Annotated in this window: 15 protein-coding genes; 11 read left to right on the forward strand and 4 right to left on the reverse strand. The window is 70.5% G+C overall.

Translation table 11 applies throughout. The features are described 5' to 3' along the window. Positions 1-56: 56 nt before the first annotated feature. The 8 genes from ssd to BOSE46_RS06530 all read left to right on the forward strand — a co-directional run bounded on the left by ssd (position 57) and on the right by BOSE46_RS06530 (position 4,999). A complete protein-coding gene (gene ssd, locus BOSE46_RS06495) occupies positions 57-1,097 on the forward strand; it encodes a septum site-determining protein Ssd (protein WP_159539470.1) in 1,041 nt (346 codons plus the stop codon). Further along, the gene (locus BOSE46_RS06500; protein ID WP_159539471.1) at positions 1,094-2,236 is read left to right on the forward strand and encodes a TadA family conjugal transfer-associated ATPase; all 1,143 of its coding nucleotides are present in this window, start codon (positions 1,094-1,096) and stop codon (positions 2,234-2,236) included. Before ssd ends, BOSE46_RS06500 begins: the two co-directional genes overlap by 4 nt. Then, on the forward strand, positions 2,233-3,033 hold the full coding sequence (locus BOSE46_RS06505; RefSeq protein WP_159539472.1) for a type II secretion system F family protein: 801 nt from the start codon (positions 2,233-2,235) through the stop codon (positions 3,031-3,033). The genes BOSE46_RS06500 and BOSE46_RS06505 overlap by 4 nt, the downstream gene beginning before the upstream one ends. Beyond that, positions 3,030-3,728, forward strand: a complete 699-nt coding sequence (locus BOSE46_RS06510) for a type II secretion system F family protein (protein ID WP_159539473.1) — start codon at positions 3,030-3,032, stop codon at positions 3,726-3,728. Before BOSE46_RS06505 ends, BOSE46_RS06510 begins: the two co-directional genes overlap by 4 nt. A 114-nt stretch (positions 3,729-3,842) precedes the next feature. Then, a complete protein-coding gene (locus tag BOSE46_RS06515; protein WP_159539474.1) occupies positions 3,843-4,016 on the forward strand; it encodes a DUF4244 domain-containing protein in 174 nt (57 codons plus the stop codon). Positions 4,017-4,077: 61 nt separating this feature from the next. After that, the gene (locus BOSE46_RS06520; protein WP_159539475.1) at positions 4,078-4,296 is read left to right on the forward strand and encodes a DUF4244 domain-containing protein; all 219 of its coding nucleotides are present in this window, start codon (positions 4,078-4,080) and stop codon (positions 4,294-4,296) included. Between the two features lie 14 nt (positions 4,297-4,310). Continuing rightward, positions 4,311-4,643, forward strand: a complete 333-nt coding sequence (locus tag BOSE46_RS06525) for a TadE family type IV pilus minor pilin (protein WP_159539476.1) — start codon at positions 4,311-4,313, stop codon at positions 4,641-4,643. Beyond that, a complete protein-coding gene (locus BOSE46_RS06530) occupies positions 4,640-4,999 on the forward strand; it encodes an Rv3654c family TadE-like protein (RefSeq protein WP_159539477.1) in 360 nt (119 codons plus the stop codon). The genes BOSE46_RS06525 and BOSE46_RS06530 overlap by 4 nt, the downstream gene beginning before the upstream one ends. Here the strand turns inward: BOSE46_RS06530 and BOSE46_RS06535 are convergent. From BOSE46_RS06535 to BOSE46_RS06545, 3 genes are read right to left on the reverse strand one after another with little or no spacing between them, the layout of a single operon-like run. Next, positions 4,996-6,303: an MFS transporter gene (locus tag BOSE46_RS06535; RefSeq protein WP_159539478.1), complete on the reverse strand. Its 1,308-nt coding sequence runs from the start codon at positions 6,301-6,303 to the stop codon at positions 4,996-4,998. The two genes, BOSE46_RS06530 and BOSE46_RS06535, sit on opposite strands and share 4 nt — an antisense overlap. Next, on the reverse strand, positions 6,300-6,884 hold the full coding sequence (locus BOSE46_RS06540) for a helix-turn-helix transcriptional regulator (protein ID WP_159539479.1): 585 nt from the start codon (positions 6,882-6,884) through the stop codon (positions 6,300-6,302). Before BOSE46_RS06540 ends, BOSE46_RS06535 begins: the two co-directional genes overlap by 4 nt. A 50-nt stretch (positions 6,885-6,934) precedes the next feature. Then, a complete protein-coding gene (locus BOSE46_RS06545; protein ID WP_236551643.1) occupies positions 6,935-9,247 on the reverse strand; it encodes a DEAD/DEAH box helicase in 2,313 nt (770 codons plus the stop codon). A 91-nt stretch (positions 9,248-9,338) separates the two neighbouring features. Between BOSE46_RS06545 and BOSE46_RS06550 the strand changes: the two genes are divergently transcribed. The 3 genes from BOSE46_RS06550 (at position 9,339) to BOSE46_RS06560 (ending at position 13,760) form a co-directional block, all read left to right on the forward strand. After that, complete coding sequence (locus BOSE46_RS06550; RefSeq protein ID WP_159539481.1) at positions 9,339-9,683, forward strand: STAS domain-containing protein; 345 nt, start codon at positions 9,339-9,341, stop codon at positions 9,681-9,683. Positions 9,684-9,784: 101 nt separating this feature from the next. Then, positions 9,785-12,190 carry a sodium-translocating pyrophosphatase gene (locus tag BOSE46_RS06555; RefSeq protein ID WP_159539482.1) on the forward strand — a complete coding sequence of 802 codons (2,406 nt, stop codon included), beginning with the start codon at positions 9,785-9,787 and terminating at the stop codon, positions 12,188-12,190. A 103-nt stretch (positions 12,191-12,293) separates the two neighbouring features. Beyond that, entirely contained in the window at positions 12,294-13,760 is a 1,467-nt protein-coding gene (locus BOSE46_RS06560) for a class I SAM-dependent methyltransferase (protein ID WP_159539483.1), read from the forward strand. Between the two features lie 6 nt (positions 13,761-13,766). Here the strand turns inward: BOSE46_RS06560 and BOSE46_RS06565 are convergent, their stop codons facing one another. Beyond that, entirely contained in the window at positions 13,767-14,255 is a 489-nt protein-coding gene (locus BOSE46_RS06565) for a GNAT family N-acetyltransferase (protein ID WP_159539484.1), read from the reverse strand. Between the last annotated feature and the right edge of the window lie 10 nt (positions 14,256-14,265).

Raw genomic sequence — 14,265 nt, forward strand, 5'->3', positions numbered from 1 at the left:
CACAGGCCTGCCGCGGCGGGTTTCGCCGGCTCGCCGGGGCGGCGACGCTCGTACGTATGCCCGACCTCGCTGCTCCCTTGATCGCCACCGCCGACGAGCTGCTGCTGGACGATGCATTGCGCTGGTGCGCCGCGGTCGGAGCCGTGCCAGAGGTGGCGCCCGACCTCACCGCGACGCGGAGGTCGTGGCGGCAGGCATCGGTCGTGATCGTCGGCGAGGACCTTGCCGGCGACCTCGCTCGCGCTGCCCTGCCGCGGCGGGAGCACGTCGTCCTCCTGGCGCGAGAGCCGTCGAGGTGGTGGCCCGACGCGGTCGCGCTCGGCGCCGCTGCGGTGTGCGGGATGGACGAGGAGGAGCGCATCCTCGAGGTGCTGGCCGCGGCGTTGGACGGGCGCGGCGAGGCGTGCCTGGTCAGCATGATCGGCGGATCAGGTGGCGTCGGCGTGTCGACCCTCTCGGTCGCACTCGCCCTCGTGGCGCAGCGGCGCGGGCTGCGGTCGCTGCTGTTCGACGCCGACCCGCTCGGCGGTGGTCTGGAGCTGCTGATGGGAGCCGAGCGTGCCGAGGGACTGAGGTGGCACGACTTCGATGCGACCCGTGGCCGGCTCAGCGCGGGGTCGCTGGCCGACGTACTGCCGGTGCACCACGGCGTGTCGACCCTGTCGTGGGACCGCACGGGCACAGCCCTCCTGCCGCCTGCGGTCCCATCGGTCCTCACGGCGGCGGTGCGGGGCTTCGACCTGGTCGTGGCTGACGTGCCGCGACATCTCGATGACTTCGGCGTCGACATCGTCGGCCGGTCGGTGCTCACCGTGCTGGTCGTGGCCGAGGACGTCTGCGGCGTGGGTGCCGCGCGGCACGTTCTCGACCGGCTGCAGCAGGCCGCCTCGTCGATCGTGGTGATCAGCGTGGGCCGACCCGGTGGCATCGGTCCGGCGGCGGTGTCCGACGCGCTGGGTCTGCCGGTGCTGGTGCGACACCGGGTCGACCGTCGCATCCGCGCGGCCGTCGATCGCGGCCTGGGCCCCGGACGCTCCCGGCCGGCTCGGCGTACGACGTCCGCCCTCCTCGACACCCTCGGGTTGGAGAAGTCATGAATGAGCTGCCGATCCTCGAGCGCGTACGACGGCGGCTGGCTGCCGGCACCTCCGAGCCGACGCCGCACACCGTGGCGGCGGCTCTTCGCGCGGAGCACCACGTGGCGGGCAGCGGCACGGTCCTGGCCCTGGTCGACCAGCTCCGCAGCGAGACCCGCGGTGCCGGGCTCCTCGACCCGTTGCTGACGACTCCGGACGTCACCGATGTGCTCGTCAACGGGCCCGACGAGGTCTACCTCGACCGCGGCCGGGGCTTGGAGAAGACTGCCGTGCGGTTCGCCGACGAGGAGTCCGTACGTCGATTGGCCCAGCGACTCGCCGCCCAGGCCGGGCGCAGGCTCGATGACGCGAGCCCATGGGTCGACGCGCGTCTCGGCGACGGCACCCGGTTGCACGCGGTCCTGGCTCCGTTGGCCCGCCCGGGCACGCTGATCTCGCTGCGGGTGCCGGCGCGACGGAGCTTCTCGTTGGCCGAGCTGCGGGCCGCCGGTTCGCTCACCGATGAGACCGCCGAGGTGCTGCAGCGCGTCGTTGCCGCTCGGGCGGCGTTCGTGGTGACCGGCGGCACGGGGTCGGGCAAGACGACGCTGCTGGCTGCGCTGCTGGCCGAGGTCGACCCGGCCGAACGCCTCGTGATCGTCGAGGACGCTACCGAGCTGAGGCCCGATCATCCGCACGTCGTCGGTCTCGAGGCGCGGCCGGCCAACGTCGAGGGCGCCGGGCTGGTGACCGTCCGCGACCTCGTACGCCAAGCGCTCCGCATGCGCCCCGACCGGCTCGTCGTGGGCGAGGTGCGTGGTGCCGAGGTCGTGGATCTGTTGGCCGCTCTCAACACCGGTCACGAGGGCGGGTGCGGCACGTTGCACGCCAACTCGACGGTCGACGTGCCGGCCCGGTTCGAGGCGCTCGGGGTCGCAGCCGGGCTGCCGCGCGAGGCGGTGCACAGCCAGCTTGCGTCGAGCCTCGACCTGGTCATTCACCTCGCAAGGGGGCGTGAGGGCGTCCGGCAGGTCGAGCAGATCGCGGTCCTCCAGCGGGATCGCGATGGACTGGTCACCTGCCTCCCCGCCCTGTCGTCCGGGAGCGGCGGGGTCGAGAGGGGACCTGGTCATGAGCGGCTCGAGCTGGTGCTGGGGTGACGGTGCTGGCCGCGCTCCTCATCGCAGGTGCGGTCTGGTTGTGGCACCCGCCCGGCCAGTGGATCGTCCGGCACCGATTGGAGGTCGCGGTGGCCCGGCGTTCGCCCCCGCGACCGGCCATGCTCGTCGCAGCGCTGATCGCTGTGGCGTGGGGCTCCGGCCGGGTCGGCATCTCCGGGCCGCACGTCATCCTCGTGGCCACGATCGTCGCGATTAGCGTGTTCGGCGTCCGCCAGTGGCGTGCCTCGGCCCGTCGCACCCGTTTGCGTGAGCGGCGCCGTCTCGTGTCCGAGGCCATCGGCCTGATGTCGGCCGAGCTGCGCGCGGGGATCCTTCCGCAACGAGCGCTCAGTGGTCTGGCAGCGGAGTTCGACGTCCTCGCTCCCGCTGCGCACGCAGCCGAGCTCGGCGGCGACGTCCCGGCAGCCCTGCGCCTTGCTGCCGATGAGACGGGTGCCGAGCTGCTCGGCGAGCTCGCCGGCGCGTGGCTCGTGGCCGAACGGTCCGGCGCGCCACTGGCCCGTGTGCTGGACCGGCTCGAGGAGACCGCGCGAGGAGATCTCGAGCTCGAGCGAGAAGTCGAGTCGGGCCTGGCTCCCGCCCGGGCGACGGGCCGCCTGATGGCGGTGCTGCCGGTCTTCGGGCTGGCGCTCGGATCGGGGATGGGTGGAGACCCGGTCGCGATCCTCACCGGCACCTATCCGGGCGTCCTGTGCCTGGCGTCCGGATGTGCTCTTGCCTGCGCTGGGGTCGCCTGGGTCGAGCGCATCGCCATCGGTGCAGAGGCAGAGTCGTGATTCCCGCCGTGCTGTTCGGCCTCGCCGTCTGGTTCCTCGTGCCGGCGTCCACGACCGCCCGGCAGCGCGCCCTCTTCGGTGGACAGGAGTCGACCGGTCGTCTCAACCTGGCCGTGGTCGCTGCGGCGCTGACCCCCGTGGCAGCCTTCGTGATGCTCGGCCTGCCGCTGGGTCCGTTGATCGGCCTCGGCCTCGCGCCCGTCGTCCACCGATCAATGAGCCGGCTCGAGACGGCCGCTGCGCGCCGGCGGAGTGCGCAGATCGCGGCACAGCTGCCGACGGCGCTCGACCTCATGGTCGCCGCGCTCGAGGTCGGACGACCACCCGTGACGGCGTTCGCGCTGGCCGCTGAAGCGACGGCGGACCCGCTCGGCTCCGAGCTCGGACTGGTCGCGGGGCGCCTGGCCATCGCCGGCGACTCCGAGGCCGTGTGGCGCACGTTGGCCACCGACCGATCACTCGCCCCCGTGGGCCGGGCGTTCCGTCGGGCCGCGTCCTCTGGCATGCCGGTCGCGCACGTCGTGTCTGGTGTGGCGGACGACCTGCGACGTGAGCGCCGGGCCGCCCGTCGCGAGCGCAGTCGAAAGGTCGCCGTGCGTACGGCTGCGCCGCTCGGCGCCTGCTTCCTGCCGGCGTTCTTCCTGATCGGGATCGTCCCGACGATCATCGCGACGTTCCGCTCGTTCAGCTTCTGAGTCCACAGCGAGCGAGCCCACCTTGGGTTGTCCCCAGCCGCCAAGCAGCGCCGCAATTCATGGTGCACCTTTCGCATCTTCTTTCGACCGATTCATCCATTGAAAGGACTCCACATGAAGCAGCTCCTGCACCGCGGCGAGCGAGGCATGACGACCGCCGAGTACACGGTCGGCACGTTGGGCGCCTGCACGATCGGCGGCGTGCTCGTCAAGATCGGGCAGTCGCCCTGGTTCGGCGACCTCGTCAAGGACTTGATCGAAAAGATCCCCGACATCGTGCCGTTCTGACCGTCCCGGTCCGGGGCGGCGGTCTCGTCGCCCCGGACCCCCACCACCGAAGGGTTTCACCATGTTCCACCACGACGACCGCGGCATGGCGACCGCGGAATACACCGTCGGCACCTTGGGTGCCGTCATGATCGGCGCCGTGCTCTATCGACTGGGCCTCCTCGACAGCGACAACCCGTGGATGGAGTCCTTCAGGGCGATCCTCGAACGGGCGCTCGGCTGGGGGACCTTGCGCGACATGTTCGACCACCTTCCCCGTTTCGGCATCCGGGCCGGATGAGGCGAGAGCGCGGGATGGTCACTGCGGAGCTGGCGATGATCGCCCCGTTCGCGGTCGCCTTCGCGTTCCTGCTGCTCTGGATCATCTCCTTGGGGCTGACCCAGATCCGCATCACGGACGCGTCGCGTGAGGCGGCTCGCATGATCGCCCGAGGCGAGGCTGTGCAGGACGCCAAGGACGTCGCCCGGCGGCACGCACCGGCCGGCGCCAAGGTCTCGGTCGACACCGATTCCGGCACGGTCACGGTGACCGTGACAGCCAGGTCGCGCATGCCGCTGCCCTACTTCTCGTCGGTGGGCTCCCAGACGATGGAGGCCGACTCCGTGGCGACCGTGGAGTCACCGTGACGTCGCGACCGGAGCGCGGAGCGGTGACGATGGCTGCGGCTGCGATCGCCGTGATGCTGGTGGTGGCCGGCCTCGTCATCACCGAGATGGCGGGGCTGGTCAGGTTGCGTCACCGGGTCGCGGCGGCCGCGGACCTGGCGGCGCTGTCGGCTTCCCAGGCCAGTGTCGGTGGCGACGACGCCTGCGCGGCCGCCCGGCGGATCGCGGAGCGCAACGGCGCCACGGTCCTGACCTGTCGGATGGACTTCGACGTCGCCACGATCACGGCCCGCGCCACGAGCCGCACCTGGTGGGGTCACAGGTGGGCTTTCGAGCAGAAGGCGCGCGCCGCCCCGGACTTCTATCTGCCGAACTAGGCCTTGGACTCGCCAAGTCGTGGACTCGGCAGCTCGCTCGGGGATTGAGTGGGCGCCGGCAGGTGGTGCAGCCGGGCGAGGGGAGTGCGCAAGATCGCGAGGCACGCGACGAGGTGGATCGCCGCCATCAGGGCGATGGTCGGGCGGAGTCCGATCTGCTCGCCGAGCACGCCCGCCACCGCTGCGGCGACCGGCATCGTGCCGTAGTTGATCACCTGGCTCGCGGTGGTGGCCCGTCCCATCAGCGCGCCCGGCACGTACTGCTGACGCCAGGCGTTGCGAATGACGTTGCCGGACACCACGAACAGCCCGACGAGGAACAGCCCGGCGACCAGCCAGGCGATCTGCCAACCCGGGCGGGCGAGCGGCAGCAGGAGTGTGGTTGGTCCGGAGGCGACCAGCAACCAGGTCGAGGCGCGGCCCGAGCCGAGGCGTTGCGACACCCGGCGGGCGAAGGCCGCGCCGAGCAACCCGCCGACACTGCCGGTCATCATGACGAAGCCGACCGCCGAAGCCGGCAGGTCGAGCTCGTCCACCATGAACAGCACGAGCAACGTCGTGAATCCGGTCAGCCCGAAGTTGGACATCCCGCCGATGATGGTCAGGGGTCGTAGGTACGGATCGCGGGCGACGTAGGCAACGCCTGATCGGATGCGCATGCGCAACGACTCGGAGTCCTCGTCCGGGACCGTGGCCTCTGCTGACGGGTGGATGCGCGAGAGGCACAGAGCCGAGACCAGGTAGCTCACGGCGTCGACGGCGATGCCGCCTGCCGCGGTCAGGAACTGTGCCATCAGACCTCCGGCGCCGGGTCCTACCACCTGCATCGCCGACTCGGTGCCGAACATCCGCCCGTTGGCCCGCTCGAGGTGGCGGGCTTCCACGATGTCGGGGATGAGCTTGCCGTAGGCCGTGCGGAAGAACACGGCGCATGTCCCGTTGGCCAGCGCGACCCCGACGAGCTGGGCCAGGGTCAGGGTGTCGGTGGCCCACGCGACCGGGACGCTCGCCAGCGCCGCGGCGGCGACCAGGTCCGAGGTGATCATGACCCGGCGCGGCGGCAGTCGGTCGACCCAGGCGCCGGCCGGCAGGCCGATGACGAGCCACGGCAACCAGGTCGCCGCGGTCAACGCCCCCATCCAGCCGGGGCCGGCATTGAACCCGACGACGGCGAGCAGCGGCAGCAGGACGGCGGTCGTGGCGTTGCCGAGGAGGCTGACGCCCTCGCCGAGCCAGAGCAGGTTGAAGTTCCGGTTCTGCCTCAGCGACGTTGCTTCGGCGACCGGTGTCGGAGTCGGGGTCATGGCTGGCTCGGGAATCCCCGGCTGTAGACGAAGACCGGCTCTAGCTCGGCGTCATCGTCGACGGGTCGGTCCTGCCAGCGTTGGACCAGCTCGACGATCTCGGCGCTCATCTCGTGCAGCTCGGCGGGCGTCAGGTGCAACCAGTTCTGGGTCGCGAACGCTGCGTCAGCCCATGCGCCAGCCGGCTCGTGGCTGTCGAGCCACTCGTGCGTACGCGCGACTTGCCGGTTGAAGTGCGCGGACTCGGCGGCGGCCGCGGTCGTGGCGGCGACCGGATCGTCGGCGAAGTCGGACGACGTCCACGACCAACCGGTGTTGACCAGGCGCCACCAGCGCTCACGGCGGTCCCGGGCGAGCTCGGGCACCTCCTCGACGACCTTGACCTCGGACAGCACCTTGAGGTGGTGGCTGACGCTGCCGACGGCCTGGCCGGTGCGTTGCGACAGGGCCGAGGCGGTGGAGGGACCGTCGACCTTGAGCGCGTCGATCAGCCGCGCCCGAAAGGGATGGGCCATGGCGCTCAGCACTGCAGCTTCGGTGATCCGGCGGATGCCCGGTCGGAGCTCCTCTGATTCGCTCATTCGCCCACCATAAGTCCACAAGAGTAGTTGTACAAGAGTTCTTGTGGAACTTACCCGAGTGGCGCGTTGGTCAGCAGGGTCTCCAGCAGGCGCACGGCGCCGGCCTTGTCGAGCGGCTCGTTGCCGTTGCCGCACTTGGGGGAGTAGACGCACGAGGGACAGCCGGTGGCGCACTCGCAGGCCACAATCGCGTCACGGGTGACCCGCAGCCAGCGAGCCGCGAGCTCGTAGCCGCGCTCCGCGAACCCGGCGCCGCCGGGATAGCCGTCATAGACGAACACCGTCATGGTCCCGGTGTCGGCGTGCAGGGCGGTGGAGACGCCCCCGATGTCCCAGCGGTCGCACGTCGCGAGCAACGGCAACAGGCCGATCGCCGCATGCTCTGCGGCATGGGCCGCACCCGGTACGTCGCCGGTCTCGAACGCCGCAGCGACGGCGTCGGGCTCAAGCGTCCACCACACGGCCTTGGTCTGCAGGGTGCGGGCCGGCAGGTCGAGCAGCTCCTCGCCGAGGATGCCGCCACCGGTCGTGCTGCGCTTCATGTAGGACACGACCTGGTTGACTACGTCGACCGAGCCGAACGACATCGCGGCCTTGCCCCACTGGGTCGTGCGTTCGGTCTCAGTCACGGAGATCTCGGTGACCGACCGGGCCATCGTCGAGTAGTCGGGATCGTCACGATGGACGACCGCGGCGCCGTGCTCGACGTCGTAGTCGTCGACGATGTGGACGTCGCCCTGGTGGACGTAGACCGCGCCCTCGTGAACCGCCGAGTCAGCAGAGCCCGCATCGACCGTGCCGATCAGGCGGCCGGTCACGGCGTCGACGATCTGCACGGGCGCGCCGCCGCTCGACCGGATGTCGGCGAGATCGCTGGCCCGCTCGCGTTTTGTCCAGAACCAGCCGGCCGATCGCTTGCGCAGCCAGCCGGCAGCCTCGAGCGCCTGCACGCCCTCGGCCGTACGGGGGCCGAACATCTCGAAGTCGTCCTCGGTCAGGGGAAGCTCCTGCGCGGCCGCTGCCAGGTGCGGGCCGAGGACGTACGGGTTGTCGGGGTCGAAGACCGACGCCTCGACAGGTGCGCCGAGCAGCGCCTCAGGGTGGTGCACCAGGAAGGTGTCGAGCGGATCGTCGCGGGCCACGAGGATGCCGATCGAGTCGCGTCCCGAACGGCCGGCGCGACCGAACTGCTGCTGCAGCGCCGCCCGGGTGCCGGGGAAGCCGACGCTGATCACGGCGTCGAGGCCGGCGATGTCGATGCCGAGCTCCAGCGCGTTGGTGCTGGCCAGGCCGAGCAGATCGCCGCTGCGCAGACGCTGCTCGAGCTCGCGGCGCTCCTCGGGCAGGTAGCCCCCGCGATAGGTCGCGACCCTCGCCACGAGCTCGGGGTCGACCTCGCCGAGCCGGCGCTGAGCGGTCGCGGCGACGGACTCGGCGCCACGGCGGGAGCGTACGAAAGCCAGCGTGCGGACCTTGCCGATCACGAGATCCGTGAGCAGCTCGCCGGCCTCGGTCGTGGCCGCACGGCGTACGACGCCTTCGGTCGCGTCACCGCTGACCGGGTCACGACCCGGCAGGAGCGGCGGCTCCCACAGCGCGATCGTGCGGGCGGCGTGCGGCGAGGCGTCATCGGTCACCGGTACGACGTCGAGCCCCGTGAGCCGGCCGGCGAACACCTCGGGCTCCGCGACAGTCGCGGACGACAGCACGAATGTCGGCTCGGCCCCGTAGTAGGCACAGACGCGTCGCAGGCGTCGCAGGACATGGGCGACATGCGCGCCGAACACACCGCGATAGTGATGGCACTCGTCGACCACGACGTGGCTCAGGCCACCGAGCACCCGCGCCCACCGGGCGTGCGCCGGCAGGATCGAGTGGTGCAGCGTGTCGGGGTTGGTCAGCAGGTAGTTGGCATGGTCGCGCGCCCAGACGCGCTCCTCGCGAGAGTTGTCGCCGTCGACCGTGGCCGGCCGGGCGAACTCCTTGGCGCCGGACAGGCGGCGCAGCTGGTCGGCCGCGAGCGCCTTGGTCGGCGCGAGGTAGAGGACGGTCGGCAGCCGGTTGCCGCGCAGCGCGCTGCCACTGCGGCCCTCGGCGAGCCCCGTCAGTGCCGGCGCCTGGAAGGCCAGCGACTTGCCGGACGCCGTGCCGGTGGCGATCACGACGTGACGGCCCTCGTGGACGTGGTGCAGAGCCTCGGCCTGGTGCCCCCAAAGGGCAGAGATCCCCTCGGCCTCGTACATCGCGCGTACGGCCGGATCGACCCACGTGGGCCACGGCTCGACGACCGCCTCGCGTTCTGGGACCCGCTCGACGTGGGTCACCCGCTCGCCGTAGCGCAGCACGAGATCGGCGGGGTCCACCTCGTGATTCTCCCAGACCGTCCGCACTGTCTCACCGACCGGCGCTGGCCCAAGGATCGTGATTGAATGCAGGTCGAAGAGAGGGGTGGAGATGGAGCTGTCACTGACGTCGCGCGCTGAGGGTGATTTCGAGATCATCGAGGTCGGCGGCGAGATCGACGTCTACACCGCTCCCAAGCTCCGCGAGGCGATCGTCGCCGCGGTCGATGCCGGCCACACGCAGCTCATCATCGACGTCCAGAGGGTCGATTTCCTCGACTCCACGGGCCTCGGGGTCCTCGTCGGCGCACTCAAGCGCGTACGCGCTGACGGTGGATCGCTCGACATCGTGTGCACCCAGGAGCGCATCCTCAAGATCTTCGAGATCACGGGCCTCGACAAGGTCTTCGGTCTGCACGGGACGATCGAGGAAGCACAGACCAAGCACGCACTGTGATCCCGGTCGCACCGGTTCACAGGACGTCCATGTAACCTGCGTCACGCGGTCTGGTCTCACCAGACCTGTTTTACGTCCTGGCTTACATCTGGAGGAATTTCATGGCGAACGCGACACTCGTTGCGGCAGCCAGTGACCTCGATCTCTCCAACGACAACACGATCATCGTGTCTGTCGTTGCGGCTATCGGCGTCGTTGCGCTGATCATGGCGGCGGTATTCCGCGCCGAAGTACTCAAGGCCTCTGAAGGCACCGAGAAGATGCAGGAGATCGGGCTCGCGGTCCAGGAGGGCGCCTCGGCGTACCTCGGCCGCATGTTCAAGACCCTCGCGGTCTTCGCCGTGCTCGCGTTCGGCCTGCTCTTCCTGCTGCCCGGCGATGCGAACATCCGCATCGGCCGGTCGGTCTTCTTCCTGATCGGCGCCGGCTTCTCCGCGCTGATCGGCTACCTCGGCATGTGGCTCGCGACGCGCGCCAACATCCGCGTCGCCGCAGCCGCCCAGAACGAGGGTCGCGAGAAGGCCATGCGCATCGCGTTCCGCACCGGTGGCACCGTCGGCATGCTGACGGTCGGCCTCGGCCTCGTCGGCGCGTCGAGCGTCGTGCTGATCTACCAGGGCGATGCCCCGGACGTGCTCGAGGGCTTCGGCTTCGGCGCCGCACTCCTCGCCATGTTCATGCGAGTCGGTGGCGGCATCTTCACCAAGGCCGCTGACGTCGGCGCCGACCTCGTCGGCAAGGTCGAGCAGAACATCCCCGAGGACGACCCGCGCAACGCCGCGACGATCGCCGACAACGTCGGTGACAACGTCGGTGACTGCGCCGGCATGGCGGCTGACCTCTTCGAGTCGTACGCCGTCACGCTCGTCGCGGCCCTGATCCTGGGCTCAGTGGCATTCGGCCAGGAAGGCCTCGTCTTCCCGCTGATCATCCCGGCCATCGGTGCCGTGACCGCGATCCTCGGCGTCTACATCACCCGCGCCCGCGTCGGCGAGAACGGCCTCGCGGCGATCAACCGCTCGTTCTACATCTCCGCGGTCATCTCGGCCATCGCCTCCGTCGCGGTGGCGTACATCTACCTGCCGAAGACGTTCGGCGAGCTGCACATCCCCAAGACCACCGGCCTTGCGGCCCAGCTGTTCGGCAACCCGCTCGACGGTTATGACGGCTGGGGTCCCCGCACCATCGCGTGGGTCGCGGTCCTCATCGGTATCGTGCTCGCCGCGTTGATCCTCGCGCTCACGGGCTACTTCACCGGCACCGAGACGCGTCCGGTCAAGGATGTCGGCAAGACGTCGCTGACCGGCGCCGCCACCGTCATCCTGTCCGGCCTGTCGGTCGGCTTCGAGTCGGCGGTCTACACCGCCCTCGTCATCGGTGCTGCCGTCTTCGGTGCGTTCCTGCTCGGCAGCGGCTCGATCATCGTGTCGCTGTTCGCGGTCGCGCTCGCCGGTTGTGGTCTGCTCACGACCGTCGGCGTCATCGTCGCCATGGACACGTTCGGCCCGGTCAGCGACAACGCGCAGGGCATCGCCGAGATGTCGGGTGACGTCGACGAGGAAGGCGCCAAGATCCTCACGGAGCTCGACGCCGTCGGCAACACCACGAAGGCCATCACCAAGGGCATCGCGATCGCCACGGCGGTCCTGGCCGCGACCGCACTGTTCGGTGCCTTCACCGACAACATCAAGGATCAGCTCGTCGTGATCTTCAACGGCTTCGGCAACGACGCCGCCAAGGCCAAGTTCGCCGAGGGCCTCTCGCTCAGCGATCAGCAGGCACTCACCGGTGTGCTGAACGTCGCGAACCCGGCCAACCTCGTGGGCCTGCTCATCGGCTCCGCCGTGGTGTTCCTGTTCTCCGGCCTGGCGATCAACGCCGTCGGCCGGGCGGCCGGCGCCGTGGTCTACGAAGTGCGCCGCCAGTTCAAGGAGATCCCGGGCATCATGGAGGGCACCGGTCGTCCCGAGTACGGCAAGGTCGTCGACATCTGCACGCGCGACTCGCTGCGCGAGCTGGCGACGCCGGGCATCCTCGCGATCTTCGCCCCGATCGCCGTCGGCTTCGGCCTCGGCGTCGGACCGCTCGGCGCGTACCTCGCCGGCGCGATCGCGACCGGCACGCTGATGGCCGTGTTCCTCGCCAACTCCGGTGGTGCGTGGGACAACGCCAAGAAGCTCGTCGAGGACGGCAACCACGGTGGCAAGGGATCGCCCGCCCACGAGGCGACGATCATCGGCGACACCGTCGGCGACCCGTTCAAGGACACCGCCGGACCGGCGATCAACCCGCTGCTCAAGGTCATGAACCTCGTGGCCCTGCTGGTCGTGCCGCTGGTCATCAAGTTCAGCTATGGCAGCGACGAGAACGAGTGGGTCCGCTACTCGATCGCCGGCGCGGCTGCGCTGATCATCGCGGTGGCCGTCTACGTCTCGAAGCGTCGCCCGATCGCGCTCGAGGCCGGCATCGTCGACGAGCCCGAGCCGGAGAACGTTCCGGCCGCGTAGTCGCACAACCCCTGCGAGTGGCGCAGTGTGGTCAGATCTGGAGCGTCAGATCGAGCCACACTGCGCCACTCGCGGTTGTGGGCGAGTCTGACAGGCTGGGCGGATGATCGAGTCGGCGTACGTCCAGGACCTCCGCACCGCGTTGACCAGAGCGGACTTCACGGTCGACGCGGTGTTCGGGCTGCTCGGCGAGGAGGCGCACCGGGCTCTTGGTCGCAACCAGACGATCCCGGCCCGGCGGGCGACCAGCGGTGGGGGCGCGCTCGCGACGCTCGTACGGCTGTTCGCCTTGCAGGTGCCGGTCGACCGCGATCGCGCCGACGCCGCCCTGCCCGGATTGGTCGAGCCGCTTGTCGCCGCCGGGATGCTCGACGCCTCGGGAGGCGAGGTCCGCGCGCTGGTGGACGTCCGGCCGTACGGCGACGAGGACCACGACTGGTGGATCGTGTGCGATCCCACGCCCGGGCTCGACGTCCGGCAGTCGCCCATGAACGCCGAGTACGTCCTCGGGATCAGCGAGGCGTCGTCGTCGCTGGCGCAGCTGACGATCCGCGAGCCGGTCGGCCGGGCGCTCGACCTCGGCACGGGCTGCGGCGTGCAGGCGCTCCACCTCGCCCAGCACTCCCGCGAGGTCGTCGCCACCGACGTCAACCCGCGGGCGCTCGCGATGGCTCGCCTGACGGCCGAGCTCAACGGCGTCGACTTCGACGTACGCGACGGCAGTCTGTTCGGCCCGGTCGCGGGGGAGACGTTCGACCTCATCGCCACCAATCCGCCGTTCGTCATCTCGCCGCCCGGTAGCGAGGTGCTGGTCTATCGCGACTCGGGCATGCCGGGCGACAGCGTCGTGAGGCACCTCGTCGAGAACGCGGCAGCGCACCTCAACGACGGGGGCTGGTGCCAGATCCTCGCCAACTGGGCGCACCGGGCCGGCACGCCATGGCAGGAGGGGCTCGAGGAGTGGTTCGCCGGTCAGCCGCTCGACGCGTGGGTCGTGCAGCGCGAGCTCGTCGACCCGGCGGAGTACGTCGAGATGTGGCTCGCCGACGCTGGTCTCGCGGGCAGTGCGGACTACGTGCAGCGCTACGACGGGTGGCTGGACTGGTTCGCCGAGGTCGGCATCGAGGCGGTCGGCTTCGGCTGGCTGAGCATGCGCAAGACCTCCGCCGCGCCGGCGCACCGCTTCGAGGAGTGGGCCGGTGAGGTGGCACCGCCGGTGGGCCCGGCCGTCGCGGCCTGGGGCCGGCGCACCGACCTGCTGCGCGGGCTCGACGACGAGGCCCTGCTCGGTCACGCGTTCCGGCAGGCGCCCGACCTGGTCGAGGAGACCCGCGGTCCGGTCGGCGCCGAGCACCCGGAGGCGATCGTGCTGCGCCTCCAGCAGGGTGTACGCCGGGCGCGCCAGGTCGACACGATCGAGGCCGGGCTGGTCAGCGCGAGCGAGGGTGACCTGACGGCGGGGCAGATCCTCGACGCCCTCGCGTCGCTGCTGCACCGTGACGCCGCCGACCTCCGGCGTACGTATGCGAGCTCGGTGCGCGAGCTGGCCGCCGACGGCTTCCTGACGTAGATCCGGTCAGAGCGTCAGCTGGAGGTAGGCGAGGTCGAGCCAGCGACCGAACTTGAAGCCGACCTCAGGGAGCAACGCGACCCGCCGGAAGCCGAGCTTCTCGTGCAGCGCGATCGAGCCCGCGTTGGCGGCCTCGATGCCGGCGACGATCGAGTGCACCTCCCCGGCCCGGGCCCGGTCGATCAGCACCGGCATCAGGGCGTTCGCCGCGCCCTGACCTCGATGCTCGGGATGGACGTAGACCGAGTTCTCGACCGTGAACCGATAGCCGGTCTTGGGCCGCCACGGGCCGTACGACGCGAAGCCGATGACGCCGCCGTCGACCTCCGCGACCAGCACGGGGAGACCGGCGGCACGCCGCGCGTCGAACCACGCACGCCGCTCGTCGAGCTCGACCTCGTGCTCGTCCCAGATCGCGGTCGTGGTGCGGATCGCGTCGTTGTGGATCTCGAGGATCGCCGGCAGGTCGGCGTGCACGGCGTCGCGTATCTGCATCAAGGCTCCC

It is taken from the genome of Aeromicrobium sp. 9AM, assembly GCF_902506105.1.
Taxonomy (GTDB): Bacteria; Actinomycetota; Actinomycetes; order Propionibacteriales; family Nocardioidaceae; genus Aeromicrobium.

Bases quoted from the DNA above. Each gene is read 5' to 3' on its own strand.
- ssd (WP_159539470.1), top strand. From the start codon at position 57: ATGCCCGACCTCGCTGCTCCCTTGATCGCCACCGCCGACGAGCTGCTG.
- BOSE46_RS06500 (WP_159539471.1), top strand. From the start codon at position 1,094: ATGAATGAGCTGCCGATCCTCGAGCGCGTACGACGGCGGCTGGCTGCC.
- BOSE46_RS06515 (WP_159539474.1), top strand. From the start codon at position 3,843: ATGAAGCAGCTCCTGCACCGCGGCGAGCGAGGCATGACGACCGCCGAG.
- BOSE46_RS06520 (WP_159539475.1), top strand. From the start codon at position 4,078: ATGTTCCACCACGACGACCGCGGCATGGCGACCGCGGAATACACCGTC.
- BOSE46_RS06525 (WP_159539476.1), top strand. From the start codon at position 4,311: ATGGTCACTGCGGAGCTGGCGATGATCGCCCCGTTCGCGGTCGCCTTC.
- BOSE46_RS06535 (WP_159539478.1), bottom strand. From the start codon at position 6,303: ATGACCCCGACTCCGACACCGGTCGCCGAAGCAACGTCGCTGAGGCAG.
- BOSE46_RS06540 (WP_159539479.1), bottom strand. From the start codon at position 6,884: ATGAGCGAATCAGAGGAGCTCCGACCGGGCATCCGCCGGATCACCGAA.
- BOSE46_RS06550 (WP_159539481.1), top strand. From the start codon at position 9,339: ATGGAGCTGTCACTGACGTCGCGCGCTGAGGGTGATTTCGAGATCATC.
- BOSE46_RS06555 (WP_159539482.1), top strand. From the start codon at position 9,785: ATGGCGAACGCGACACTCGTTGCGGCAGCCAGTGACCTCGATCTCTCC.
- BOSE46_RS06560 (WP_159539483.1), top strand. From the start codon at position 12,294: ATGATCGAGTCGGCGTACGTCCAGGACCTCCGCACCGCGTTGACCAGA.
- BOSE46_RS06565 (WP_159539484.1), bottom strand. From the start codon at position 14,255: ATGCAGATACGCGACGCCGTGCACGCCGACCTGCCGGCGATCCTCGAG.